The 25,808-nt window shown below is 41.9% G+C and carries 19 protein-coding genes; 6 read left to right on the top strand and 13 right to left on the bottom strand.

Annotated features, from left to right (window positions below):
- Nucleotides 1-70 precede the first annotated feature (70 nt).
- From ACNURT_RS08350 to ACNURT_RS08340, 3 genes are read right to left on the bottom strand one after another with little or no spacing between them, the layout of a single operon-like run.
- Nucleotides 71-823: a ThuA domain-containing protein gene (locus ACNURT_RS08350; protein WP_419701340.1), complete on the bottom strand. Its 753-nt coding sequence runs from the start codon at nt 821-823 to the stop codon at nt 71-73.
- Between the two features lie 20 nt (nt 824-843).
- Nucleotides 844-1,599 carry a ThuA domain-containing protein gene (locus tag ACNURT_RS08345; protein ID WP_419701339.1) on the bottom strand — a complete coding sequence of 252 codons (756 nt, stop codon included), beginning with the start codon at nt 1,597-1,599 and terminating at the stop codon, nt 844-846.
- 18 nt (nt 1,600-1,617) lie between these two features.
- Nucleotides 1,618-2,160 carry a DUF4468 domain-containing protein gene (locus ACNURT_RS08340; protein ID WP_419701338.1) on the bottom strand — a complete coding sequence of 181 codons (543 nt, stop codon included), beginning with the start codon at nt 2,158-2,160 and terminating at the stop codon, nt 1,618-1,620.
- 174 nt (nt 2,161-2,334) lie between these two features.
- Here ACNURT_RS08340 and ACNURT_RS08335 point away from each other — a divergent pair, with 174 nt between their 5' ends.
- Both ACNURT_RS08335 and ACNURT_RS08330 read left to right on the top strand, forming a co-directional pair.
- Nucleotides 2,335-3,105 carry a ThuA domain-containing protein gene (locus tag ACNURT_RS08335; protein ID WP_419701337.1) on the top strand — a complete coding sequence of 257 codons (771 nt, stop codon included), beginning with the start codon at nt 2,335-2,337 and terminating at the stop codon, nt 3,103-3,105.
- A gap of 963 nt (nt 3,106-4,068) precedes the next feature.
- Nucleotides 4,069-6,987 (top strand): triple tyrosine motif-containing protein, encoded by a 2,919-nt coding sequence (locus ACNURT_RS08330; RefSeq protein ID WP_419701336.1) that lies wholly within the window; start codon nt 4,069-4,071, stop codon nt 6,985-6,987.
- A gap of 4 nt (nt 6,988-6,991) precedes the next feature.
- Here the strand turns inward: ACNURT_RS08330 and ACNURT_RS08325 are convergent, their stop codons facing one another.
- The 4 genes from ACNURT_RS08325 to ACNURT_RS08310 all read right to left on the bottom strand — a co-directional run bounded on the left by ACNURT_RS08325 (nt 6,992) and on the right by ACNURT_RS08310 (nt 12,156).
- Entirely contained in the window at nt 6,992-7,294 is a 303-nt protein-coding gene (locus ACNURT_RS08325; protein WP_419701335.1) for a GIY-YIG nuclease family protein, read from the bottom strand.
- 189 nt (nt 7,295-7,483) lie between these two features.
- Nucleotides 7,484-8,608, bottom strand: a complete 1,125-nt coding sequence (locus tag ACNURT_RS08320; RefSeq protein WP_419701334.1) for a redoxin family protein — start codon at nt 8,606-8,608, stop codon at nt 7,484-7,486.
- A 16-nt stretch (nt 8,609-8,624) separates the two neighbouring features.
- On the bottom strand, nt 8,625-10,451 hold the full coding sequence (locus ACNURT_RS08315) for a glycoside hydrolase family 9 protein (protein ID WP_419701333.1): 1,827 nt from the start codon (nt 10,449-10,451) through the stop codon (nt 8,625-8,627).
- A gap of 736 nt (nt 10,452-11,187) precedes the next feature.
- A complete protein-coding gene (locus tag ACNURT_RS08310) occupies nt 11,188-12,156 on the bottom strand; it encodes an alpha/beta fold hydrolase (protein ID WP_419701332.1) in 969 nt (322 codons plus the stop codon).
- Nucleotides 12,157-12,388: 232 nt separating this feature from the next.
- Between ACNURT_RS08310 and ACNURT_RS08305 the strand changes: the two genes are divergently transcribed.
- Nucleotides 12,389-13,030, top strand: a complete 642-nt coding sequence (locus tag ACNURT_RS08305; protein WP_419701331.1) for an RDD family protein — start codon at nt 12,389-12,391, stop codon at nt 13,028-13,030.
- 268 nt (nt 13,031-13,298) lie between these two features.
- Complete coding sequence (locus tag ACNURT_RS08300; RefSeq protein ID WP_419701330.1) at nt 13,299-16,229, top strand: PAS domain-containing protein; 2,931 nt, start codon at nt 13,299-13,301, stop codon at nt 16,227-16,229.
- 27 nt (nt 16,230-16,256) lie between these two features.
- Here ACNURT_RS08300 and ACNURT_RS08295 read toward each other — a convergent pair whose 3' ends face one another.
- The gene (locus tag ACNURT_RS08295; RefSeq protein ID WP_419701329.1) at nt 16,257-17,051 is read right to left on the bottom strand and encodes an alpha/beta fold hydrolase; all 795 of its coding nucleotides are present in this window, start codon (nt 17,049-17,051) and stop codon (nt 16,257-16,259) included.
- A gap of 88 nt (nt 17,052-17,139) precedes the next feature.
- Between ACNURT_RS08295 and ACNURT_RS08290 the strand changes: the two genes are divergently transcribed.
- Nucleotides 17,140-17,736 carry a TetR/AcrR family transcriptional regulator gene (locus tag ACNURT_RS08290; protein ID WP_419701328.1) on the top strand — a complete coding sequence of 199 codons (597 nt, stop codon included), beginning with the start codon at nt 17,140-17,142 and terminating at the stop codon, nt 17,734-17,736.
- 6 nt (nt 17,737-17,742) lie between these two features.
- On the opposite strand, the gene ACNURT_RS08285 is transcribed toward ACNURT_RS08290, so the two are convergent.
- From ACNURT_RS08285 to holA, 3 genes are all read right to left on the bottom strand, one after another.
- Nucleotides 17,743-18,573 carry a sulfotransferase gene (locus tag ACNURT_RS08285; protein WP_419701327.1) on the bottom strand — a complete coding sequence of 277 codons (831 nt, stop codon included), beginning with the start codon at nt 18,571-18,573 and terminating at the stop codon, nt 17,743-17,745.
- Between the two features lie 49 nt (nt 18,574-18,622).
- Entirely contained in the window at nt 18,623-19,186 is a 564-nt protein-coding gene (cysC, locus tag ACNURT_RS08280) for an adenylyl-sulfate kinase (protein ID WP_419701326.1), read from the bottom strand.
- Between the two features lie 289 nt (nt 19,187-19,475).
- A complete protein-coding gene (gene holA, locus ACNURT_RS08275) occupies nt 19,476-20,498 on the bottom strand; it encodes a DNA polymerase III subunit delta (protein WP_419701325.1) in 1,023 nt (340 codons plus the stop codon).
- Nucleotides 20,499-20,662: 164 nt separating this feature from the next.
- On the opposite strand from holA, the gene ACNURT_RS08270 reads away from it, so the two are divergent.
- Nucleotides 20,663-21,124 (top strand): type I restriction enzyme HsdR N-terminal domain-containing protein, encoded by a 462-nt coding sequence (locus tag ACNURT_RS08270; RefSeq protein ID WP_419701324.1) that lies wholly within the window; start codon nt 20,663-20,665, stop codon nt 21,122-21,124.
- Here ACNURT_RS08270 and ACNURT_RS08265 read toward each other — a convergent pair.
- Nucleotides 21,121-22,920: an ATP-binding protein gene (locus ACNURT_RS08265; RefSeq protein WP_419701323.1), complete on the bottom strand. Its 1,800-nt coding sequence runs from the start codon at nt 22,918-22,920 to the stop codon at nt 21,121-21,123. The genes ACNURT_RS08270 and ACNURT_RS08265 overlap by 4 nt on opposite strands.
- Nucleotides 22,921-23,011: 91 nt before the next feature.
- The gene (locus tag ACNURT_RS08260; RefSeq protein WP_419701322.1) at nt 23,012-25,684 is read right to left on the bottom strand and encodes a valine--tRNA ligase; all 2,673 of its coding nucleotides are present in this window, start codon (nt 25,682-25,684) and stop codon (nt 23,012-23,014) included.
- Nucleotides 25,685-25,808 lie beyond the last annotated feature (124 nt).

Raw genomic sequence — 25,808 nt, 5'->3', positions numbered from 1 at the left:
GCAATGACGCACTTTTTGTAGTTAGTTAATTACGCTCATCTGCACATCTGAAATCCGCACATCTGCACATCTACTTCCCGACCAACCACAGCACTGCGTTCTCAAACAGTTTGTTTTGGGTATCCGAGGTAAATATCTGATCACCGTGGCCCATGTTAATGTACAACATCTTGTATTTGGTATTTGTCCACACTACGGGGATGTCACCTTCGCGGATGATATCCTTTTTGCCCAGAGGGTAATTTGCCGGGTCAAGCGTTACCAAAACTTTAATATCCCTATTTAACCGCGGACTTGGTTTCCATCCATACCACTCATTAATAGGCGATACAAAATGAGCCGGGACACCCTTAGTCACCGCATGTTTACTATCATCAACCACCAACTTTGCGGGTAGTGGCGGCCAGCTGTTATTATAAAAAACTGCGCTGCCCAAAAAACTCACAAACCAGGGCCATTTAGTATACTTATCGTTATACCCTGCCACGTGAAAACCGATCCAGGCGCCGCCATTATCCATGTATTTTACAAAAGCGGCACGCTGTTCTTCATTCTGCGGGAAATCGTTCAGCCAGATGATAAGCTGGTAGTTTTTTAGGTTATCATCATTTAGATCTTTCCAATTGGTGGTAGCCTCAAAAGCAAAACCATCTTTAGCTGCCAGATCGGTAAAGTATTTAATGGCATCATTAGCAAAGTCAACATGGTCTGATTCAACCGTGGTAGTATAAAGCGCCAGCATTTTAAATTTAGAGCTCTGGGCAAACACCGAGGTACAGAAAACAATGGCTATCAGTAGACAAAACAGTTTTTTAAACATCATATGGTTATTTAATATCGATATTATTTACCCGCAGCCCAAAAAATGGCGTTAGTTACCAGTTTTACCCAGGCCGGGTTATCCAGCAGATTTGACGAATGGCCCATGAAAATATAAACATTACGGGCTTTTTTATGCTCGTTTGTCCAAACTACCGGGTGATCACCCATTTTGATATCGCCTTGCGGATCGTAGGTTGATTCGTCAACACTGGCCAATACATGCACATTAGGGCGCGGGCTTTTATCATAGGTATACCACTCCTCTTGTTGTATCAGGAATGATGCCGGAATCCCTTTCATTACCGGGTGTTTTTTATCTTCTACGTTCACCTTGCCCTTAGCGAAGGTGGCAATGTAATTTTTGTAGGTGATACCGCCCATAAAGTTCGAGAACCATTGCCACTCGTGATACCCATCAAATTCGCCTAAAAGTGTAGCATGATGAAAACCTACCCAGCCACCCTTACCCTCATCAATATATTTTTGAAAAGCAGTCATAGCCTTATCAGTCCAGGCATAAGGAACGTAATCCAGCTGCAAAAACAATTGGTACCGGCTTAAAAAGGCATCGTCAATTTTATCGGTGTTTTGTATATAATCGATAGTAAACCCTTTTTCCGCGGCCAGCTTATCCAGCCATACTTTGGCGCGTTTGGAAAACTCAATATGGTGCCCGCCATTCTCATACAGGGCCAGTACTTTAAAATCTTTGGTTTGCGCGTTGAGGTTAAAGCAGATAAATAGGCCAAGGCAAATGAACAGCAGTATTTTTTTCATATGTTTTTGAGTAAGATCTTATTTGTCCATAATGGTTTTAAACGAGGTTAGCAGCGTGCGTGAGTTGTTATTTAAGCCGGTAAACAATCGCTTATCCTCTGCCGACCATGGGTGGCCCTGGCGATAATCCCACCAACGATATTCAATTTTGGAGTATTCGTTGGTGATGCCTTTCTCTATCGGTTTTTCATAGTAATTATAGGTACGGTAGATATACCCGGTGTCGGTCACCGTAATGCTTACATTGAATTTTAACCAGTAGTAGTTGCCTGAGTCGCTGGTGACCACTTTAAACAGTCCAAAACCGTTGATAGTTCCTGCCTGCTGATCAACAACCGCTTTGCCTTCCGACTGATCCGGAAACACCGTGCTGAACCACTTATTTGCCCGCTTAAACAGTTCGGCTTTGCCTGCTATATTTTTTGAGATGCTTTCATAATTTACTTTCCCTTTTTTCATGGGGATAGCAATTTTAGCAGTATCTGTTTGCGCAAATGCAACGGCGGGCAGCACTAAGCAGCATACCATAAAGCAGAGGATCACAAGAGGGTTTCTTTTCATGTAAGCGGTAAATAGAGCGCAGTACGTCAGCAGCACTACAACAACCAAATATCTTAATTTGAACCTATATAAAGCCTTTATAGCTGCCCTACTTTACCACTACGATAAGCCGATTGCCATTTCTGAACAAAAAGTTTCCCCTATAATTGCCCGGCCTAAACCGAAGGTCGTGCTATGAAAACATTTAAAATTATTTCTATTATTATGTTGATCATGGTTGGCAATACCATGATCAGTCTTGCACAAAATAAGCATCCGCGTTTCAAAGCTATTGCCATTGCCGAAGTTGGCGGGGGCCATGCCCTGTTTGATGCCGCGGCCAAAATATGGCTGGATAAGCTGGCCATCGATAGTAATTTCACGATTGACTATATTACCGATACCCAACCCATAACTAAAGACTTTCTGAAACAATACCAATTGTTTATCCAACTGGATTACCCGCCCTATCCATGGGGACCAGAAGCACAGGCAGCTTTTACCGAATATCTGGAGCAAGGCAAAGGTGGCTGGATGGGTTTTCACCATCCTACCCTGCTGGGTGTGTTTGATGGCTACCCAATGTGGCAATGGTACTGCCAGTTTATGGGCGGCATTGAGTTTAAGGATACCATACACGGCGGCACAACCGCGCTGCTTACCGTTGAGGATAAAAACCACCTCATTATGGCCGGATTACCGGCATCATTCACTACCAAAGACGAATGGTATACTTACAATAAAAGTCCGCGCCCCAATGTGCACGTGTTGGCCAGTATTGACGAAAGTACCTACGTCCCTGATAAGCCCATTAAAATGGGCGATCACCCCGTAATATGGACCAACGAGCATATCAAAGCCAAAAACATATACATTGCCATGGGGCACTTCCCCGAGCTTTTCCAGGACAGCAATTTTACTACATTAGTGAGGAATACGATATTTTGGGTGGCGAAACTTAATTAGTGAATTATTGATTTAGTGAATTAGTGATTGGGAACAATTTTTTTCTTTTTTTTCAACAGATAAGCTTTGGGTATAACCTGAACAGAACTGCTTGATAGGTTACAAAAGTGGTTTACATGGTTTACACTTTTTATGGTTACATTTTTTCAATTAACTGATAATCAATTAACTGCTATTTATTTGTCATAAAAAAACGATTTACAGTGTAAACCATAATTTATTACTTCCCAAAAGAGCATAATAGTTCACGATAATTTTGTCTGAACCTTAATTTTTCACTTATCGTTTATTTTCATTGGTATCTAAGAGGGCTCCACCGTTAAGGGATTACCATGATTTTGAATTAATGATTTAGTGAATTAGTGAATCCTTCTTTTCCGTCAGCAGATAAGCTTCGGACGAAAACGGGCAGAACGATGGTGGGCGGTGCGGATGTGGGGCATAGCAAGTTTTTGCTGAAGCGAGGGACTGTGCGAACAACGTGGAGCAAAATAATTGCAGCCCTGGTTCTGCCCGGTTTGCAGGGCAAAGGCCATGTGCGGCAAAGAAGCATTTCTGCTGACAGCCTTTTGGTTACTTTGTGGCTACAAAGTAACTGGCCCTCCCGCGGCCAAGAGCGGGTATACGCCTTGTAGAGACACTCTATATAGTTTAGAGATTGCTTCGTTCCTCGCAATGACGCGTGGGTATATGCCACTAAATCCATTTAGACCCAGCCCACAAAATAGCATCCCTTACCAATACCAATACCAATATGTGCTACCTCTACATTAACACTACAGAAACCTTCAAACAACTTAAATACTGCCCATAATCAATTTATCTCTCCCACTACAAACAAAACATTTACCCTTTATATTAAAATGTTTTTTAAATTACCTTTTTAATCCAATTACCGTGCCCGCCTGATACTGCCGGTTTTATAAAACATTTTAAAAATACCCTGCGGGGAAAGCTTTGTTGATGAAGAAAATCATTCTATTGATTATTATTTGCCGTGCCTTGGTTTTTACGGCCACAGCACAAACCACCATCGGTGTACCGGCTATCAAAAATTACACCCATACAGATTATAACGCCAGTACCGAAGTATGGGATGTAAAACAAGACCGTAACGGCATACTTTATTTTGCCAATAACGACGGACTTTTAACGTTTGACGGCAGTTACTGGAAAATATACCCCTTACCCAACAAGGGCACCATCAAGGCTTTGGCTATTGATCCAGAGGGAAAGATATTTGTTGGCGGACAGGATGAGATAGGCTACTTTTTCCCGGATGCGAACGGCATCTTGAAATATCATTCCATTAAACAGCTCATGCCACAGAAGGCCAGGCAGTTTGCTGATATATGGAGCATTGTACTGTTCAAAAACGAGGTGTTCTTTCGTACCATTGAGTGTGTTTTTGAATATAATAACAACGAGATCAAAACATTTGACGCGCCAGGTGGTTGGCGACTGTTATCAAATGCGGGATCACAATTGTTTGCCGAGGATAAGGACGAGGGGCTCGTGTTTTTTAAAGATCATCAATGGCAGCTTTGCCATACTCAATTGCCAACAGCCAGTTTGCACATTACCGGGGTGATGGATTACAATCGCGATACGGTGCTGTTGACTACCCTGAAACAAGGTTTGTTTTTATTCACCGGATCAACCCTGATCAAAAAACCTACCGCCATTGACCCTATTTTACAGAACGACCTGGTAAACTGCGCCAAAAAAATAGGCGACGACCGTTATGCTATCGGCACAAAAGCCCGTGGCCTGATCATTATTGATGGCAAGGGCAACGTGGTAGAACGATTCTCCAACAACGAGGGCCTGCAAAATAACAACGTGCTCGGGCTCTTGCTGGATCGTGATAAGAACCTCTGGCTCGGGCTGGAAAGTGGCATTGATTTCATTAATTATAACACTTCGGTTAAGCGTATTTATGCTAACAAAGATAATCAGCTAAAAAGCAATGCGGTAAGCGTGTTTAACAACAAGCTGTTCATTGGTACTTCCAACGGGCTATACAGCGTTCCGCTTGATGCCCGGCAAACGGATATCAGCAATACTAAAGGAGTATTTACCGAGGTAGAAAATACCAAGGGCCAGGTATGGAGCCTGCGCGAAATAAATCATAACTTGTTAGTTGGGCATGAGGACGGCGCTTTAGTGGTTGATAACAACCGTGTAAAACAGATCACCAACCGCGAAGGTGCCTGGAGGTTTGTACCTATACCATCATCGCCAGATATTATAGCCGGCACCTATACAGGTTTACAACTGATCAAAAATAATAATAATGATTTTAAGGCAGATGTTAAAATGGACGCCCTGTACGAGTCGTTACCCACGTTGGCGAAAGACAATGATGATCATGTGATATGGGCTTCACACTCCTATCGGGGTGTTTATAAGATCCAGCTATCCGCCGACAGGAGAAAGATCATCCGTTATACACAGTATACCGATCGTAACGGACTACCTTCGGTATTGAATAACCATGTCTACTTTATCAGGGGTAAAATCCTGGCAGCTACCGAAAAAGGTGTTTATGAATATAATGTCCATCAAAACAGATTTGAGCCATCGCCGTTTTATAAACCTGTTTTTGATAATAGCTATGTAGAGTATTTGACTGCCGATTCCACGGGCAATATCTGGTTCATCAGTGATCAGCGGGTTGGGGTCGTAGATTTTAGCAAACCATCGGGAGGTAAACCTTATACCGTGATCTATTTCCCGGAGCTTGCCGGGCAAACCGTAAAGGGCGCCGGTTACATTTATCCCTATAATAAGGAAAACATCTTCATAGGCTCCAACAATGGTGTGTTTCATTTAAATTACAGGCAATACGTACAATCGGAAACTAAACTGAACGTACTCCTGACTACGGTAAAAGCTATTGCCGAAAAGGACAGCCTGATTTTTGGCGGTTATTTTATGAAGGATAATGATGTGGCCGGTGTTCAGGGTAAAAAGCAGATTGTTACCTTATCCAACCATTGGAATTCCTTTCATTTTGAATACTCTTCAACCCTGTTTGCGCAAAAAAGTAACGAAGAGTTTTCCTACAAGCTGGAAGGCTTTGATAATGAATGGTCGAAATGGTCTGTAAGGACAGAAAAGGATTATACTAATTTACCTTATGGGCAATACACTTTTTCGGTAAGGGTACGCAACAACCTGGGTAATGCTTCAGCACCCGTTAGTTATACCTTTGTGGTAGATCCCGCCTGGTATCAAACTATATGGGCTTACCTTTTCTATCTTTTGCTGGTGATTTGCGCCATTTACTTAGCGATGAAAGAACAGCAAAAACGCTTTGATCTGCACCAGCAGAAACATGAGGAAGAACAGCGCCGCCTGAGTTATCTGCACAACCTGGAGCTCGACCGGAACGAAAAAGAGATCATCGCCCTGAAAAATAATAACCTGGAATCGGAACTAAACTATAAGAATAAGGAACTGGCTACCATCACCATGCACCTGGTGGAGCGCGGCCGGATCCTCCTCAACATCCGCGAGGAGTTGGTAGCAGCCATCAAAAAAGTGAACATGCCCGATCTGACCCATGAATTCCGGAATGTATTTAAACTGGTAACCGATACCGAAAAAAAGGACGACGACTGGAACCATTTCGCCATTTACTTTGACCAGGTGCACAACAATTTCCTTTCTATCATGAAAACCCGTTTCCCGGGCCTCAGTCCTACCGATCTGAAATTGTGTGCTTATCTGCGGCTTAACCTTACTTCTAAAGAAATAGCGCAGCTCATGAATATCTCACTCAAAGGCGTTGAGATCAGCCGGTACCGGGTACGCAAAAAACTGGGCTTAGCCACGGAGGTTAATTTGTATGATTTTTTGATCGATATAACGAAGTAGAAATTTAGTCTATTAAAGAATCGTACAAATCCGCCCACGGTTTATTAATGCTCTCAATTAAATCAATTTTGCTTTTACGGCTACTCCCTTTGATTACTTTTTCTGCTGCAATAGCCTCTTCTATATGATGATAGAAAAAGTAATAAACCAATTTTTCACAGTTGTATTTAGCAGTGAAACTTTCTGGGTACACTTTATTTTTATGCTCCCAAATCCGACTTACCAAATCCGAAGTAACGCCTGTGTATAAAACCGAATTGATCTTATTGATCATAATGTAAACACATCCACCTCTTTGTGCTACCATAATAATGCAAAATAAGAAAATAATCTTTAGAGATTTTTTTCATTAACCTTAATAAAAAAATGCGTCATTGCGAGGCACGAAGCAATCTCCTCATGCAAATCACACTTGTATGGTGGAGAACTTACTTAAAGAGATTGCTTCGTGCCTCGCAATGACGTGGTGGTTATTTTTAGCAGATAATCAGGGGCTCTACTTATAAATCCTCCCCATAGTAGGGTCATCCCAAATAATCTTTTTGAGTTCCTCGGGATTGATGATACCTTGTTTGCTGTAAATCACTTTGCCATCCGGATCAACCAGCATGGTGTATGGGAGCGCGCCATCCCATTTTGGGTCAACCGCTTCGATCATTTTGTATTTATCATCGCCGGTATAAATATAGTTAGGACCAGATGCCTGTTTACCTTTTAAAAAGCTCAGCGCTTTATCTTTGCGGGATGGATCGTCGGCGCTGATGGTCACCAGTTCAAGCCCACGATCACGATACAGGTGCATGATGGTTACCAGTTCCGGAAACTCTGCCACACAAGGGCCGCACCAGGTGGCCCACAAATTGATCAATCTTAGTTTATCGCTTTTATTTTTTACCAGGTTGGCTACGCCAGCGGCATCGATAGTATCAATTTTTACCGGCTCATTGGCCCAGGTTACAGCCGCCTTCTGGATCCAGTCCTGTTTTTCGGCCCATTTGATGGAACAGCCAAAAGTTTTGGTTACCGGTACGGCTACTTCCTTGCCGGCTAATACAGCATCAATCGCGTTGCGGGCATCTAAAGACTGTGGTGTTTTGGCGGGGTTCTCCATATCATCAATACGGCCGTTGTAACGCAGTTTCCTGTCTTTATCAAATATAAAAATGTGCGGCGTAGCTACCGGACCATATTTATTACTGGTTATCTCCGTTTCGCCGTCATACAAATAAGGGAAATTAAAATGACGATCTTTGGCACGCACTTTCATATCCTCAAACGAATCACCCACATCGCTATAACCCAATTCATCCAAACGCAGCGAAGCAGGGTTATTGGGATTAATGGCCACTACCCTTACACCTTTAGGAGCATAATCGCTGGTAAGCTTAACCAACCTATCCTCATAAGCCTGCGACGTTGGGCAATGATTGCAAATAAACACTACAGCCAGCACTTTTGCATCTTTGAATGATTGCAGTGTATATATTTTCCCATCGATACCAGGCAATCTAAAATCAGGTGCCTGTGCGCCTGTAGCTAAGGTGGTATGCGTAACCTGCGCAAAAGTAAACCCCGGCAGGGTTAGTAAAGCGGCCAGGGTTATTAAACAAAACTTTTTCATATGCTTCTTCAGCTAATTATTCATGTACGGCCACTGCCAATAAGTACCAGGCGGTGTGCGGCAGCCATTGCTCGGCCCAGCGCCAGTCGTAATCTTTATGGATCTGGGCATAGGATAAATTAAAGTCGATGTCATTTTCGTCGTTCAGTCCGCCGGTTACACCGTTTACAATACCGCCGGGCGCATTGGTATACTCAAACGTACCAAAGAACCCGTAGGCCGGGTTATTATGCCCCGTACCCTGCAACATACAGGCATCAAAAGGGTTCAGGCCCAGTATCCAATTGAGCTGATCAACCGCGAAATCTTCCAGCTGATCATGGTAAGCTTTATCATCAGCAAACAAACCAGCTGCCAATCGAGCCGCTGTAGCCATAGAAGATAATCGGGCATTTTCACCTTGCCACCACGGCGAAGCATCGCTACCCTGCGGGAAGAAGAACGATGTACGCCTGTTGCCCAAGGTATCCTGCACCAATTGGCGACTATAGCCAAATGGGTTATTAACTTCATGCGTAACCCTCAGCTCAAAATCAAACGAAACTTTAATGGCCATTTTGATAGATGCCTGCATAGCCTGATCGGCATAGGGATAAAAATAGATCAGGCTGGTAACCGGCAAGCCCGCATCTGATGGATGGAAGAATGGCCTGTCGGTGCTATCGGCTTTCCAGTAGTTCTGATAGTTTTTCCAGGTTGATAGCCGACCAATGAGGTTGGTAGCCCTTTTGGTTGCTACCGCTAAATATTCTGCTTTTTTTGTGGCCTTGTATAATTCGGTGGCAGCGCTTAAGGCGCAATAATCATCGAGGATATTCTCGCGGCCGTCAAAGGTCATAAGCTTGTTATTAGCTTCCAGGAATTGGAAAGCGCTTTCGGCAGCCTTCAAATACTGTTCGCTGGTAAAATCGCCATTTACTTTGATGGTTGATGCCATGGCCAATGCGGCAATGGCTATGCCGCCACCTGAGCGGTAGCTTGTTTGGTAGCGGTGCCAATCCTTATTTGCAGAGCTATTACTAAAAGGTTGATCTTTGGTTTGCTTGATGCGATAAGACGCATCCTCGGCGCGGATCACCCTATCCTTTGCCAGCTTGCCCGGGCCGGGCGCCGATACCGAACGGTAAAAGGAACCGTTTTTGGACTGCATCCGTACCAGGTAATCGGCGCCATAAGTAGCCTCATCCAAAATACGGCGGTTGATCTGCCTGAAATCTGTGGTTGTTTTTTTGTCGAGGATCTCTTTAGTTTTTAACAGGCTCCATACCACCAGCGGTATCTGTTGCGGATTGAAATAATTGGAGAACGACAGGTGCGAAAAATGTTTGCCGTAATCGCCCGTAGCATCATACCAGCCACCGTGGGCATCAATCGTATCCTGGGTTCTGCCAGCCAACAGTAAATGACGATCGGCCTTATCAATTTCGCCGGCTGCGCGCTGCCCTTTAAAGTAATACACTACATCTGATAGCGTAGCCTGCTCCAGCACGTTCTTCCCTATTTTAAACGGATAGGAATTTATTTTTTTACCTGATAAACTTACCTGTACCTGATATGTACCAGTAGTAGTAAAACCACTAAAGTCAAGCGTATAAAACTCCCGGTTTTTCCATCCTTTTACGTTACCGTTATATACAGGTTTATCAGAGAATACCACTTTACCATCCGCATCAAGTAATTGAAATGTTGTAATGGGGTAAGCTTTATCCGTCACTACGATGGCCTTTTTAGCTTTCGTATCTTCGTAACCTACCTGGTTGGTTACCACTTTAACTTGCTGGGCAAAGGTTATTATGGGTAGCAGAACCATCGGGATCAAAAACTTCAGTTTCGTTTTATTCATAGATCAGGGTATTAATACGTTATATAAATTTATAAAAACAATCGCGCTGTCCGAAGTCTCTGACTTCGGACAGCGCACAATGTCTTTTTTAATTAACAACCACCGCATACAAAGCATTATGCCCTGTAACATACAACGTTTTCCCATCCCTACTAAAAGCAATGGATGTTGAACGTTCCGGTACTTTGATTACACTGATCTGTTTATCAGTGCTATCATATCTGAACAAAGCTCGATATTAGTTTTCCCAAGTGCTATTTTAATAACACTACATCACCACTACGGATATCCATACTCGGATATTATATCAAATTAGTTACAAAGAGCAGAGCGATATACCTTGTATATAAAGTTTGCCATCCCCGCTTCTTCCACTCCCGATATTATTACCGGCGGCGTGTTAGGAACCGCTTTCGACATCGCGAAACACAAGTGCCGGAACATACTGTATGGGGTGGCCTAACTCGCGGTATGAAAAATATTATGCATATCTGCAGATATTGATAGCTAAGGGTACCCATAAAGTCCGGATTTTATTGAACAAGCCATTTTAGGCCCCATAACTACCCACATACTGCATCGGTAGTACAGCTACACCCTTGATACATGAACGCGTGAAACAACGGGGTTATAATTTTTAAAGATTTTCCCACCCTAAACCTTTATCATAAAGTCTTATAACAATTGTTGTAAGACTTTTTTGTTCATGGAAAGAAATCTGTACATCAGGCTTAAATTATTCGCTCTGTTTACAAATGAATCTAAATACAGCGGCTGTAAAGGCAGCATTCTTTTCATAATAAAGCATGTGTGATCCATCCAGCTTCATTACGTGCTGATCAGGGAACCTGAAAGTTTTATAATGTGCCGTTCCGATAGCATAATCGCGGGTACCGGTAATAACCAGTACAGGCACATGGATCTGACTGCTGATCGTAGCATAATCTTTCCAGTATTCCGGATAGCGGTTTTGTTTGGTCGTATCTATCAGATGGGCTATAACGGCATAACCAAAATCAGAGGTGCGTTTATAACTTGATTCTATGCTATCCATTTTTTCGATAGTGTTTACGCTATCCGCCAATAATTTATACCCCAGATGTACCTTGTTTAACTTTTTCCTTACGATGGAATTTTGCCGCAACAGCACCTGGGTATTATCGCTGGTAATGATAGTATCTTTATGCAACAGGCGATAAGAATACATGATCTGTTCTCTTAATGAACTGTTATTAAAAAAGTGGAGTGTTGAATTGGCTAATATTAATCCAGACACATGTTCCTGATATTTTTGAGCATAATTAACCACCAATACTCCACCAAATGAATGGCTGAGCAGATAAATTTTACCAGCACCCAATTGTTTCCGGGTTTCTTCAATATCATTAACCAGCCGGTTCAAACTATAATCTTTCGCGTTTTGAGAATGGCCAGAGCCCCGCTGGTCAAGGTAAACCATGGTTAGTTTTTTTTCAAGATTGGAGCCACCCATTTTTTCAAACGACAGGTAATCCTGCCCGGGGCCGCCATGTATATATATACATACCGGTCCTTTTCCCGCTACTTTAATCGCCAGTTTAATACCATCAGATGTTACAATGATTTGCTCTCCCATTTTAAGCCTTATCTGTTGCGCACAGGTTGTATAACCAGGAACTATTAAGGCCATAAACAGAATTACGCTATAAAGGGTATTATATTTCATTTACTATCTTATATGATGTTTTAGATTTAACGATACAGGCATTGTTACAAATTATACGCACCACACTTGCTCTGGCATTAGCCAAAATAAGTATTCTTATTGCACCCAAAAATTTCCCTATAAGATAATATCTTAATAATTACTTTGGATTTAGCAATCTTGCTTTTATTCATTTTACTGTTGCTCAAAACAGATATTTTCTTTATTTTTCAATACCTCAAACCTGCATATCATGATCAACGAGTACTACATTTTAAGAGACAACGAAAAACACGGCCCTTACAGTCATACCGAGTTAATGGATATGGAAGTAAATGCTACTGAGCTGGTATTATCACCATTAGCTACCGATTGGCAGGAGGCCGCTGAATTGCCAGAATTGGATGAATATTTTAAATCGATTGGGATATATGTACCCACCCAACAGAACGTAGCTAATTTTGGATGGCGGTTACTGGCTTTTGTTATCGACTATGTCATCATAACCATTGGCTTAGGGGTAATAGCTGGTATATTTGTTGCTACCGGGCGGTTGGCATCCAGTACCATAAGCGACGATTCTTTATCATCTACTTCATCTGCCGAAGGTGATTTTTTGTTCAGGCTCATTTTCCTGCTGATTTTAATTTCGTATAACTCAGCTTTCGAGGCCACTAAAATGCAGGGGAGTATTGGTAAGTTTATTTGCAGGCTGGTAGTAGTTAACGCTAATGGTGAAAGATTAAGTTTTGGCACCTCATTATCGCGTAATCTATTTAAAATTCTATCCAGCTTTTTCTTTTGTATTGGTTATTTTGCAATGCTATGGAGCCCGATGAAACAATGCTGGCATGACCAACGGGCCAAAACCTATGTGGTCAAAAAACCAAAGTAACGGTTTATCTTTATCCTCCGAAATTCATCGGTAAATGCTTCTGGTAAATTATTTTAACGCTTTCCAGGTAATCAGGCATTATAAATAAAAGTAAATATTTTAAGCCCGTTGGGCCATTTTTTTGTTCCCTGATAGTAAACCGGTGCATGCTTAAATAATGACAGATGCAGCATTTAATTTATTTTCATTCAAAACATTTTCCTATAAGATAATATTGTAATAATTACCAAAGGTTTAGTAATCTTGCTTTTGTTCATTTTGTATCCCCATGCCCATTAAACACAGTTCCGCTTTACCACCAGAAATGTTAAGGGTTTTTGAGACCTTACCTCACCCTTATCTTATTCTTTCGAAGGAACTGTATATACTTACTGCCAGCAATGCTTATTTGCAATTAACGGGCAAAATGCGGGCCGAACTGCTTGAAAAGCATCTGTTTGATGTTTTCCCCAAAAAACCGGATTGGGCAACAAACGAAGGAGGCATAGCTTTTTCATTAGAACAGGTATTAGAAACCAATAAACCCCATCAGTTACCAATAACACGCTTTGATATTCCTGATCATGAAGGTAAATTGCAGGAACGTTATTGGGATACTGCGCATACACCGGTACTTGACCCTGATGGAGATATCTGTTACATCATACACCATACCCAGGATGTTACCGAAAAAGTTATCGCAGAACGGAACCTGATTGCCAGCGTAGAAAAAGAAAAGGCAGCAGCGGCCCGAGCGGGTCAGTTAAGCAGGCAAATGGAGAATTTGTTTGACGAGATACCCGCCCAAATTGCCATTTTTATGGGCCCCGACCTGGTATATGAATTTATAAATCCACTGTACGAAAAAGAATTTTTCCCGGCACGTAAAATACTGGGCAAGCCTTTACTTATGGCTATGCCAGAAATCGCGGCTCTGCCTGTTTGGGATGCACTTCAACAAGTTTATAAAACAGGTAAAACCTATGTTGGCAATGAGATCTGTGTACCATTGGTCAGCGAAATTGGCGGCCCGCCTGATGATCATTATTTTAATTTTATTTACCAGGCTATCCGAGATGAAAAAGATAACATCACCGGCGTTTTAAGTTTTAAATATGATATAACCGAGTTGGTTTTGGCCAGAAAACGTCTGGAGCAAACCAGTAAAGAATTGTTAGCACTTAATGAAGGTCTGGCTCATGCCAACGAAGAAATACAGGTTACCAGCGAGGAAATACAATCGGCTAATGAAGAGTTAAGTACCACCAATGAAGAATTGTTTCAGGCGCAGCAAAACTTGCTTAAATTAAATAACGAATTAGAAAGCCGGGTTGAGCAGCGTACGCTTGAACTGTTAACCGCGAAAGCGGATGCTTCTGGCCAAACCGAGCGGCTGAAAAGATTTTTTATGCAGGCCCCTGCCGGTATTTGTATACTTGATGGGCCCGATTTTGTATTTGAATTGGTTAACCCATCTTATCAAAAGCTCTTTCCCGGACGTAAACTTACCGGGAAGCCGTTACTGGAAGCATTACCAGAACTTAAAGACCAGCTGATATATGATATTTTAAAAAATGTATATAAAACCGGCAACACTTTTGAAGGCAAAGAGTTACTGATGCCCATGGCACGTGAGGCAAACGGCCCATTAGAAGACCGTTATTTTACCTTTGTTTACCAGGCCAGATATGATGCTAACGATAAAGTAGATGGTATAATGGTTTTTGCTTTTGAAGTTACCGAGGCTGTGCTGGTAAGGCAAAAAGAAAAGGAAAATGAAGAGCGTTTTCGTTTTTTACTGAATGCTATGCCACAGCAGGTATGGACCGCCCGCCCCAGTGGTAAGCTCGACTATGTAAATGAAGTGATCTGTGAAGACTTTGGACGAAGTGCTGAAGATATCATTGGCCAGGGTTGGCAGGCTTTCATACACCCTGATGATCAGCAAAGTTGCTTGAAAAAATGGCTTAATGCTTTAAGAACAGGCCATGAGTACCTGGTGGAGTTTCGCTTAAAGTTTCAGGATGGGCAATACCGCTGGCACCTTGCCCGGGCAGTACCCTTGATTGAAAATGGCGAGATCAAACTATGGTTAGGCACCAATACCAATATTGATATTCAAAAAAACAATGAACAAAAAAAGGACGAATTCCTTTCTATTGCCAGTCATGAATTAAAAACACCACTTACCAGCATTAAGGCTTTTAACCAGCTTATGATGCGTATTAATGAGCCACAAAAACTAAATGATCTTATCCAAAAGTCGGCCGCGCATGTATTACGGTTAGAAAAACTGATCAGCAATCTGCTGGATGTTTCACGCATCAACGCCGGGAAAATGGATTATAACATGGAGAGTTTCAATTTTTATGAAATGCTCAAAGATACTATTGATAGTGTACAGCATACCACAGCATCTCATCAGATCATTCTGAAAAGCGCGGAAAATATAACCTATACCGGCGACCGTTTCAGGCTTGAGCAGGTAGTAAACAATTTACTAACAAATGCCATCAAATATTCGCCCGAAGCTAATAAGGTGATAGTTACCTGTGCAATACATGAGGATAACAGTTTGATCGTATCTGTACAGGATTTTGGTATTGGTATCGAAGAAAAAAACCTGAGCCGTTTGTTTGAGCGGTATTATCGGGTAGATAACACGGCAATGCGATTTGAAGGCCTGGGTTTGGGATTATTTATTTCGGCCGAGATCTTAAAACGCCACAATGGTAGTTTTTGGATAGAGAGTGTGCCTGGCAAAGGATCTACTTTCTTTTTTAGGTTACTAACGCATCAGATCCAAAAACAGGCGGCTATTATACAAGGCGACCTGTATTATCATGACAGCGCCATTACCCTCAGCTATAATAACGTCCATTCTCGTATTGATGCCGACTGGACTGGTTTTCAAAACCTGGAATCGGTGCAGCAGGGCTGTCACCGTTTGTTAAACATGATGGTAAAAAATCATGTTCACAAAGTACTTAATAATAACATTCATGTATTGGGCAACTGGTCTGAAGCTGTTGAATGGGTTGCCGAAGAATGGTTCCCGGCCATGTACAAAGCCGGTTTAAAATATTTTGCATGGGTTAACTCCCCAAGTGTATTCAGCCAGCTATCGGCCCGTAAAAGTGTGAACACCCTTCCAAACAAAATAGCCATCAGATTTTTTACTGATGTAATAACAGCCGAAGCATGGATAAATGAACAATAGCTTTTCTTAATCCTTATCCTTTTTCTGCTAAACCTTATCCAGATAATCCTTTAATAATTGATTAAACTGTTCTGGCTGCTCCATATTAGGCATATGACCTGCATCTTTTATAACGGCAAGCTCTGCTCCGTTTATGCGCGCTTGTATATATTCAGCGGTAGCAACAGGAGTAAATGCGTCCTGGTCTCCAACGATGATCAGCACCGGGAAATCAATATTTGAAAGAATACCAGAATGATCCCTCCTTTCGGCCCGGCCTAACTGAACAGCCACAGCTCCAGCCGCATCTGTACCTGCCATCATCTTACTAAGATGATCAACTACCTCTTGTTTAGTATCAAAAGTGTTTTTACAAAGATAATGCGCTATATTTTCGGCAGTATAACTTTCCATCCCATCCGCTAACAGCCTTTTTGCAAGCGCCTTCCGGTTTAAATAACTGACAGCAGTTTCGGCTCTGGCATCAGTATCGGCCAGTACCAGGCCTTTCACTAAGTGGGGGGCAAGCCTGTATATTTCAAGCGCTATCTGTCCGCCCATGGACAAGCCTACCAATACGGCTTTATCAATGGATAATTCATTAAGCAGATATATAATATCCAATGCGAGCTCATCTAAAAGCACTATGGATTCTGTAGTGACGCTTTCACCATATCCCCGCAGATCAGGAACAATGAGCCGGTTTGTTTTACTAAATACCAGCGACTGATAATTCCACATGCTCCGGTTAAAGGGCTGTCCATGTATAAATACAACAACGTCGCCTACACCCCGATCTTCATACACCAGGTTAATGCCCCGAATCCTTAATCTGCTTGCCATTACTTTATGTTACGTTTATGATACTAATATCTCACAAAAATATTAATTTTAATCTTATCAGAGAATCTTATGAGAAAAAAGTATCACAATGGGAAAATTATCTTTAGACAAGGGAAGAATTAACCAAAAAATGAAAACCCGCGAGGTTCTTCTTTTAAAAGCAAATGAATTATTAAAGCAACGCACCGAGATCAGTGTTGATATGGTAGCCCGCGAAGCCGGTGTTTCAAAAGCTACAGCCTACAGGTACTTCTCCAGTTCGGAGGCTTTAAAGCGCGAAGCATCGCTGCAGCTAAAGGCCAAAACAAACGATGACCTTTTTGCAGATTTAAGTACTACCGACCTGAACGGAAGACTGGACCGGTTAATTGACTATCATTTTAATTTATTTATTAACAATGAGATCGAGTTTCGTCTTTTTTTGAGCTCGATCATTGGTGAATCAGTTATCAGGAAGGAGGCACCATCAAGAGCTGGCCGGCGCGTCCTGCTGATCAGGGAGGCTCTTAAACCATTACAATCAACATTAACTCCGGCTGTTTTTAATCACATGGTTAATTCATTGAGTATATTTTTTGGCATCGAATCTATAACCGTTTTAAAGGATGTATGCCGGTTAACCAACGATGAAATATTACAAACCTGGAAATGGTCGGTAAATCGTATTGTGTTTTTTAAAGATTAAACATTATCACGAAAACTGTATATATTTCTTTAATTCATCCTGCAATTGTTTTGCAGTTTCAATAAGCTCCTTGTCAGCAATATGCAGGTCAATGTCAATATCTTTACCAATGTGACTTTCTTTAAACACATCTTTAAATTTGAAATACTTTAATGTAAAGTTCCAATTATTTTCAAGAAACGAGAAAAGTTGGGTGTCAGCTTTATTCAACAAGGAATAGTTAACTACAATAAATGAATTACTGTTAAGCTTTTTAACACAGTTTAAAATATCCTGATTATAGGCTATCCAAACCTTTAAAAACTTTGATGCGGAATCAGCGTAAAATTTTTTAAGCTTACGTGATCTCCTGAATTTCTGCCATATCAGTCTGGATACATAAGTACGGCTCATGTATTTTTGCTCTACATCTTTAAATTCCCGCCGGAGTAGTGAACTTACTACAGATTGATAATCGCGCAGGATGATCAGGTAAAAGGCATCCGGCAGCAATTCCTGGTAAACATCTAAAAACAAACATGTACGCGGATCCTTCCATCCCCATTGATCATACAACTGCTGTTTAATTTTGATGATGCTTTTCAACTTTTCTTTTTCATATATAGAAAAGTGATCAATTTGTACATCCGTTAAACCCGAGGATGGCAGGTTATTGTTGGTCAAAACCTCTTCGTGAATTTTTAAAAATTCAACATCCTCAAAATGGCCATCTTCATTTCCCCAACCCGGACCAACCATTTGTTCGCCAAGTTGCAAACCGCATTTGGTAAGCCAATTAGAGATAAGTGAGGTACCGGACCGGTGCATTCCGGCAATGATAAGGGTTCTTTTTTGCATAGTTTTATAAAAGGACGATCGTTTTAAAATGCTTAAGCAGGTAGTCAGCTTAAAAATTATCTGTCATTTTATTAGAAGCTTTTTCGGTAGCGTAAAGATTATTTAGTATAAAATAAACCAATAAAGAGGTGCTTTGCTGTATAGAATTTTCGCTGGTGTTAATATAAAGATCGGCATCATACGGTACATCAAACCGATCATTGATACCCGTTAAGTTTAAAAGTTTACTGGGATGGCCTTCTGGTAAAAGTGCCCGCTGGTAAAGGCCTTTGGTATCGCGGCTAATTAGTTTGTTAACCGGGCAATCAATGTGTACTATACTTACATCGTCATACCGGTTAACCAATTCCCGCCTAACATCCTCGTATGGATTTATGGCACTGATAATGGTAACTATACCCTGGTTTGAGAAACGACTGGCCACAAATCCCAGCCTTCTGATGTTTTCGCTCCTGTGTTCCCTTGAAAATCCAAGATCTCTACAGATTTCCTGCCGATATTCATCACCATCAATAATCTCGATCTTTATGCCAAGTTCTGTTAATTCGGCAGCAACATTTTTGGCTAATGTTGTTTTGCCGGCTCCTGACAGACCGCAAAATAAAAGTATCATACCCGTTAATTAAGTTAATAAACATCATCTTGCGAAAGTTTTGCAGGACACTTTCTGAACGTGAACTTATAAAATATCTTACCTGTTAGGAGGCGTGTGATTGTAAAAGATTATTTACAATCAGGTACAATACTTTCGTTGGAGGTAATTTCAGGATACTTAAAATTGTACAGAAGTGCTTTAAAGGCGGTTTTTATGCAACCCTGATCACTACGAACAACAATGGCAGATTGATACACCTAACAGAAATGTTACGTGCATTTACCAGGCTGTAAACAATAAGGGTTGCTTAATGAAGAATTTTAAACATCAATTCTTTCATCAATTCGCCATGCGGGGCGTTTGATTCCACACCTTTGCTTTTCAAATCATACTCGCGCAGATAGCTGATGATCCGCATAGTTTTTTGATAATTATAGCTACGACCGGCCTGTTCATAATCTTTTACAAAAAACGGGTTCACCCCCAGCTCCCGGGCCAGGTTTTGCTGCGATTTATCTTTCACATAATGATAGGCCAGCACCTTGCTAAAATAATTATTCAGGTTGCCCAGCACCAGTACAATGGGATTGGCCTTGGGGTTAGCTTCAAAGTAATTGATGATCTGGTTAACTTTATAGGCATCCTTTTTACTCAGGGCCGCCTGCAGTTCAAATACGTTATACTCCTTGCTGATGCCTATATTATCCTGGATATGTTTAAGGGTAATTTCTTGACCGGCAGTTACATTGAGCATCAGTTTTTCGAGCTCATTGGCAATTTTTGAAAGATCATTGCCCAGGTATTCCGAAAGCATGGCCGATGCCTGCGCGTTGATCTTGTAGCCCTTTTCGCTGATATAGCCCTCTATCCAGGCCGGTATTTTATTATCATACAAAGGAGCCGATTCAAAAACGATCCCATTTTTTTCGATGGCCTTATATGTTTTTTTCCGCTTATCAAACTTGCCATATTTGTAGCAGAACACCAGTATAGTACTTGGCAATGGGTTTTCAAGATAGCTTAACACCGGATCTATACCTTTTTTTCCGTCATCATCCTTACCCCATTTCATCTCCTGGGCCTCTTTTACCAGTACAACCTGGTAATCGGCCATCATGGGGTAACGTTTGGCGGCGTTGAGCACTGTCATCATATCGGTGTCCTTACCATATACTACAGTTTGATTAAACCCTTTCTCGGCATTGGACAACAGGCTGTGTTCAATATAATTGCTTACCAGGTCAATAAAATAAGGCTCCTCACCATGCAACAGATACAGGGGTTTGTACTTACGGTTCTTAATATCTTTTAATAACTCTGCTGCGGACATGTTGGTAAGTCAAAATTAAAAATTAAAAAGTCAAAAATACTTTTCAATTTAGGCTTCAAAAGTAAAAATTGCCGGGCACTCTTGAACTACAAAACGAAAATAAACACTACGAGACAGCCTGCTTATCCTTTTGAATTTTTACTTTTGAATTTTGAATTTAAAGAATGGATCTGCTGCAGCCGCTTAATCTTCCGCCTTATGCTTTTAAAATTACCGATCAAAACGGGCAGCTCAGTTTGTTTGACGAAATCAGGAAGAAAAATATTATTATAACCCCCGAAGAATGGGTACGCCAGCATTTTGTACAATATTTGATTAAACATAAAAACTATCCGCGCGCATTAATTAAGCTGGAGGGGGGTATGAAGCTTAACGGCCTGCAAAAACGCACAGATATTGTTGTATTTAATGCCGAAGGCAAAAGAATATTGATTGTGGAATGCAAGGCCCCATCAATAGCCATTGATCAGAAAACATTTGACCAGATAGCCCGGTACAATATGGTCCACCAGGTTTCGCTATTGGCAGTTAGCAATGGTTTGCAGCATTACTATTGCCGTATTGACCACATCAACAAAAAATATCTGTTTTTAGAGGATATGCCTGTTTACCCCGGAACTATTTAAATCAGGGTTATCAGGTTTTGGATCTTCTCCAGTAACTCGTCAGGTTTAAATGGTTTTGATACATAATCATTCATCCCTACCCTAAATACCCGGTCCTTGATATCAACCAACGCCGAGGCGGTAAGCGCGATGATGGGAACCTTTGCCTTTTTAGGGTCGGCCATTTTTCTGATCTCCCGGGCCGCGTCAAATCCGTTCATTACCGGCATCTGCAGGTCCATCAGTATAATATCAAAGTTACCGTATTGCATAAATTCAACAGCACGTTCGCCATTTTCGGCAATAGTGGGTACTATTTTCCATTTTGATAACAGCTTCTTCATCAGCATAACGTTCACCATGTTGTCCTCGGCAATAAGTACTTTTAAGCATTCCAAACTCTCTTCTTCGCCTATTTCCGGGTGCTTGGTCATCCCTTCGGCAATCACCTCTGTTGACACGGAAAGCTCCATATTAAATAAAAACTCAGACCCTTCACCAATTTTACTGATCGCCTCAATATGGGTGCCCTGCAATTCGAGCAGGCGTTTTACAATGGCCAAACCTAAACCGGTACCTCCATACTCCCGTGTGGTGTTTAACGACTCCTGGGTAAAAGGTTCAAATATATTCTTCAGGCCACTTTCTTTAATACCTATACCGGTATCCTTTACCGAAAATCTAACGATCAGGTTATTATGTCTATCCTCCAGGCAGGTAACATTGACCCATACATTCCCTTTGGGTGTAAATTTTATAGCATTATTAACCAGGTTAAAAATCACCTGGGTGATACGGGTAGGATCGCCAAAAAAAACTTTGCTTTTTAAGGCATTGTCAACAGTAAGCGTAAACTGCAAACCTTTTTCATGTGCCTTTAACATCTGCCCTCCGCAAATATTATACATCAGCTCAACCAGGTCAAAGCGAACGTTTTCAAATACCAGCTTTCCTGATTCAATTTTGTTAAAGTCGAGCACGTCATTTACTACAGCCAGCAGGTTATTTGCCGAAAATTTTAATATCTCCAGGTTCTCTTTTTGTTCTGGTCTTGGATTACCCATCATCAGCAGATTGCTCATTCCGATCACTGCGTTTAAGGGTGTACGGATCTCGTGCGACATGGTTGATAAAAACTCCGATTGAGCATGTGCCGATTTTTCAGCCTTCTCAATGGCCTTTTTTAATTTTTGATTGAGGGTCTTTTGTTCATGAGCGCTTTCTCTTAGCTGCCGCAGATTTTTTACAAACGCGTTATATAGGTGGCTGTGGATAAAAATGAGTATGATAAAATTGGCAAACAGACTGATCACGATGGTTGACTGGTCTATCTTATCGGGCTTTATGCGTATGGCATAATTGTAATTGCGCTCAATAAACAAAAAAAGCAATATGGGTACCGTATTTAGCAAGGAGTATATCAAGCCCCATTTTTGGCCCAGCATATAATAACTAAATACAATTACAATGATAACCACCTGCACTGTAACTATATTGATGCTTTGCAAGGATAAATATACAATACTCACATTGACCAATGTACCTACAATGAGCAAGGCATGTGATATGGCAAGCCAGTTGGGCTTATACGTTAAGGCTTTAAACAGCACAACGATGCTAAGCATTAAAAATACACAGGTGTAGGCCAGCATCATCTGTCCCTGGAAATAAACACTGGTTAGTAATGCAGCCGAAGCCACAAACACCAGGAAGAAACCATAATATAACAAGCGTATACGTGCCTGATCAAGAAAGGATTGCTCCTTTGAAATGATTTTGTAGATGGAGAAGTTAAAAAAACTCGCTTTTGGGCACATATCAGGGCAGCAAACATTTTACTAATGCGGTAAGCTAACCGGGTAGTATCGTTTTAGCTTACCGCTGTTTGCAGCGAACTTTTACATGCAATTAACCAGCCAAATCGTCAAGTGCCTTTTGAATGATCTGTAATTTGGCTTCGGCATCAGCTTTTTTACGCTGTTCAATTTCAATAATTTCAGGTTTGGCATTGCTCATAAAGCGTTCGTTAGTGAGCTTTGCATTTACCGATTTTAAAAAACCTAAAAGGTATTCCTTCTCCTTTTCAAGACGGGCGCGCTCTGCTACCGGATCAATTTCTTCTTTATAAGGGATATAAAACTCATCCGTTGAAGCTAAAAAGCTAATAGCCCCTTCTACTTTATCAGTAACTTCCGAAAACCGGCTTATATTTCCAAGCCGGGCTATAATAGCCTGATAATGCAGATAATTTATACCAGAGTTTGTTTTTACTAAAAGCTCAAGCGGTTCTTTATCAGCAATATGTTTTGTTTGCCGAGTATTCCTTACTGCTCCAATAACTTCTTTCACCGTTTCTACTTCGCTTAGTAGCCGTGCATTAATTTCCCCAATAACTGGCAATTGTGCAACAATACAGCACTCTTTTTCGGCACGTTCACCAAACAGCTCATCATGCCATAATTCTTCGGTCAGGAAAGGCATAAAAGGATGCAAAACCTTCAGTATATTTTCAAAGAATTGTATCGTAGCGGTATAAGTAGCCCGGTCGATAGGGTGTTGATAAACCGGTTTGATCATTTCCAGGTACCAGGCACAGAAATCGTCCCATACCAGTTTGTAGGTATCCATTAAGGCTTCCGACAAACGATACTGTGCAAAGTTATCTTCTATCTGGCCCAATGCCTGGTCAAAGCGACTGGCAAACCAATCTATCGCTATGGTATTGGGATTGGCAAGGGTATCATCAACCTCCCAGCCTTTTACCAGCTTAAACGCGTTCCATATTTTGTTGGCGAAGCCGCTGCCTTGTTTGCAGTAGCTTTCATCGAACATCAGATCGTTACCTGCAGGCGAGCAAAGCAGCATACCCACACGTACACCATCGGCACCGTACTGAGCTATCAGGTCGAGCGGATCGGGGGAATTGCCCAATTGTTTTGACATTTTACGGCCCAGTTTATCCCTCACAATACCGGTAAGATATACATTCCGGAATGGCGCTTCGCCCCTGAACTCATGCCCGGCCATGATCATCCTGGCTACCCAGAAAAACAGGATCTCAGGTGCTGTCACCAGGTCGTTGGTTGGGTAATAATAATTGATATCGGCATTGTTGGGATCTTTAAATCCGCCGAATACTGATATAGGCCATAACCATGACGAAAACCAGGTATCAACAACGTCAGGATCTTGTGTGAGATCCTGAGCAGTGAATGCAGGATTCTTGAGCTTAGCTTCAACCAATGCTTCTTCGGCATTTTTGGCGATAACAAACTCACCGTTTGGTAAATACCAGGCCGGGATCTGCTGCCCCCACCATAACTGGCGACTGATATTCCAGTCCCTTACATTCTCCATCCAATGGCGGTAGGTATTGATAAACTTATCAGGTATCAATTTAATGTCGCCGTTCAGCACATAGTCAAGCGCGGGTTTGGCCATTTCACCCATCTTGCAGAACCATTGCATAGATAGTTTTGGCTCGATAACCGCATCCGTACGTTCCGAGAAACCGATCTGCGATTTATAGTCCTCTACTTTTTCCAGCGCGCCGGCTTCTTCCAGCAACACCGCTATCTTTTTACGGGCTGCAAAACGGTCAACCCCGATCAGGATCTGGGCTTTATCGTTCAGGGTACCGTCGTCATTTAAAATATCAATAACGGGCAGCTTATGTTTTTGACCCAGTTCGTAGTCATTTAAATCATGCGCCGGAGTTACTTTCAAACAACCGGTACCAAAATCCATGGTCACGTATTCGTCCAGGATAACCGGGATAGTACGGTGGATTAAGGGAATATAAACACTTTTACCATGCAGATGCACATAGCGCTCATCATTCGGATTGATACAGATAGCCGCGTCGGCCATAATAGTTTCCGGACGGGTGGTAGCGATGGTAAGATAGTTGCCTGTAGCGTGTTGCGTGGTTCCTGCAGCTTCACCCGAACCCGGCAACTCGCTACCCGCAACTACATACCGTATATAATACAGTTTCTGATTAACTTCCTTACGGATAACTTCCTCGTCGGATACAGCCGTTTTACTCTGCGGATCCCAGTTCACCATGCGGATACCGCGATAGATCAAGCCTTTTTTGTACAGGTGGATAAAGGTATCTATTACCGCTTCGGACAGGTCCTCATCCATTGTGAATTTGGTGCGGTCCCAATCGCAGGATGCGCCTAATTTTTTAAGCTGCTCCAGGATAATGCCACCGTATTTCTCTTTCCACTCCCAGGCATAAGCCAAAAACTCGGGCCGGGTCAAATCAGCTTTGCTGATGCCGCGTTCTTTGAGCATGGCTACTACTTTTGCTTCGGTAGCTATACTGGCATGATCGGTGCCGGGAACCCAGCAGGCATTTTTGCCCTTCATGCGGGCGCGACGAACCAATACATCCTGTATGGTATTATTCAACATATGGCCCATGTGCAGAACGCCAGTAACATTGGGCGGCGGAATGACTATGGTATAAGGCTCACGCTCATCGGGCACCGATTTAAAAAAATCGTGCTTTAACCAGTAACTATACCACTTCTCTTCGGTTTCTTTGGGCAAATATGTTTTAGCAATACTCATAACGCGCAAAAATAGGGATTTGCCCGCTTAGTTCATAGCCGATAGTTCAGGGATTATATAACCATTTTTAGTATCGATATACTCCCACGTTTTTTTGCCATGACCGGCTCTTCATATCAGACAG

The organism is Mucilaginibacter sp. NFX135 (assembly GCF_048565145.1).
Lineage (GTDB): Bacteria > Bacteroidota > Bacteroidia > Sphingobacteriales > Sphingobacteriaceae > Mucilaginibacter.
The sequence above is the reverse complement of the archived record's forward strand: the minus strand, read 5'-3'. Positions and strand labels throughout refer to the sequence as shown.

Coding starts and splice junctions, on each gene's coding strand:
- ACNURT_RS08350 (WP_419701340.1), bottom strand. CDS start 823: ATGATGTTTAAAAAACTGTTTTGTCTACTGATAGCCATTGTTTTCTGT.
- ACNURT_RS08345 (WP_419701339.1), bottom strand. CDS start 1,599: ATGAAAAAAATACTGCTGTTCATTTGCCTTGGCCTATTTATCTGCTTT.
- ACNURT_RS08340 (WP_419701338.1), bottom strand. CDS start 2,160: ATGAAAAGAAACCCTCTTGTGATCCTCTGCTTTATGGTATGCTGCTTA.
- ACNURT_RS08335 (WP_419701337.1), top strand. CDS start 2,335: ATGAAAACATTTAAAATTATTTCTATTATTATGTTGATCATGGTTGGC.
- ACNURT_RS08330 (WP_419701336.1), top strand. CDS start 4,069: ATGAAGAAAATCATTCTATTGATTATTATTTGCCGTGCCTTGGTTTTT.
- ACNURT_RS08325 (WP_419701335.1), bottom strand. CDS start 7,294: ATGGTAGCACAAAGAGGTGGATGTGTTTACATTATGATCAATAAGATC.
- ACNURT_RS08320 (WP_419701334.1), bottom strand. CDS start 8,608: ATGAAAAAGTTTTGTTTAATAACCCTGGCCGCTTTACTAACCCTGCCG.
- ACNURT_RS08315 (WP_419701333.1), bottom strand. CDS start 10,451: ATGAATAAAACGAAACTGAAGTTTTTGATCCCGATGGTTCTGCTACCC.
- ACNURT_RS08310 (WP_419701332.1), bottom strand. CDS start 12,156: ATGAAATATAATACCCTTTATAGCGTAATTCTGTTTATGGCCTTAATA.
- ACNURT_RS08305 (WP_419701331.1), top strand. CDS start 12,389: ATGATCAACGAGTACTACATTTTAAGAGACAACGAAAAACACGGCCCT.
- ACNURT_RS08300 (WP_419701330.1), top strand. CDS start 13,299: ATGCCCATTAAACACAGTTCCGCTTTACCACCAGAAATGTTAAGGGTT.
- ACNURT_RS08295 (WP_419701329.1), bottom strand. CDS start 17,051: ATGGCAAGCAGATTAAGGATTCGGGGCATTAACCTGGTGTATGAAGAT.
- ACNURT_RS08290 (WP_419701328.1), top strand. CDS start 17,140: ATGGGAAAATTATCTTTAGACAAGGGAAGAATTAACCAAAAAATGAAA.
- ACNURT_RS08285 (WP_419701327.1), bottom strand. CDS start 18,573: ATGCAAAAAAGAACCCTTATCATTGCCGGAATGCACCGGTCCGGTACC.
- cysC (WP_419701326.1), bottom strand. CDS start 19,186: ATGATACTTTTATTTTGCGGTCTGTCAGGAGCCGGCAAAACAACATTA.
- holA (WP_419701325.1), bottom strand. CDS start 20,498: ATGTCCGCAGCAGAGTTATTAAAAGATATTAAGAACCGTAAGTACAAA.
- ACNURT_RS08270 (WP_419701324.1), top strand. CDS start 20,663: ATGGATCTGCTGCAGCCGCTTAATCTTCCGCCTTATGCTTTTAAAATT.
- ACNURT_RS08265 (WP_419701323.1), bottom strand. CDS start 22,920: ATGTGCCCAAAAGCGAGTTTTTTTAACTTCTCCATCTACAAAATCATT.
- ACNURT_RS08260 (WP_419701322.1), bottom strand. CDS start 25,684: ATGAGTATTGCTAAAACATATTTGCCCAAAGAAACCGAAGAGAAGTGG.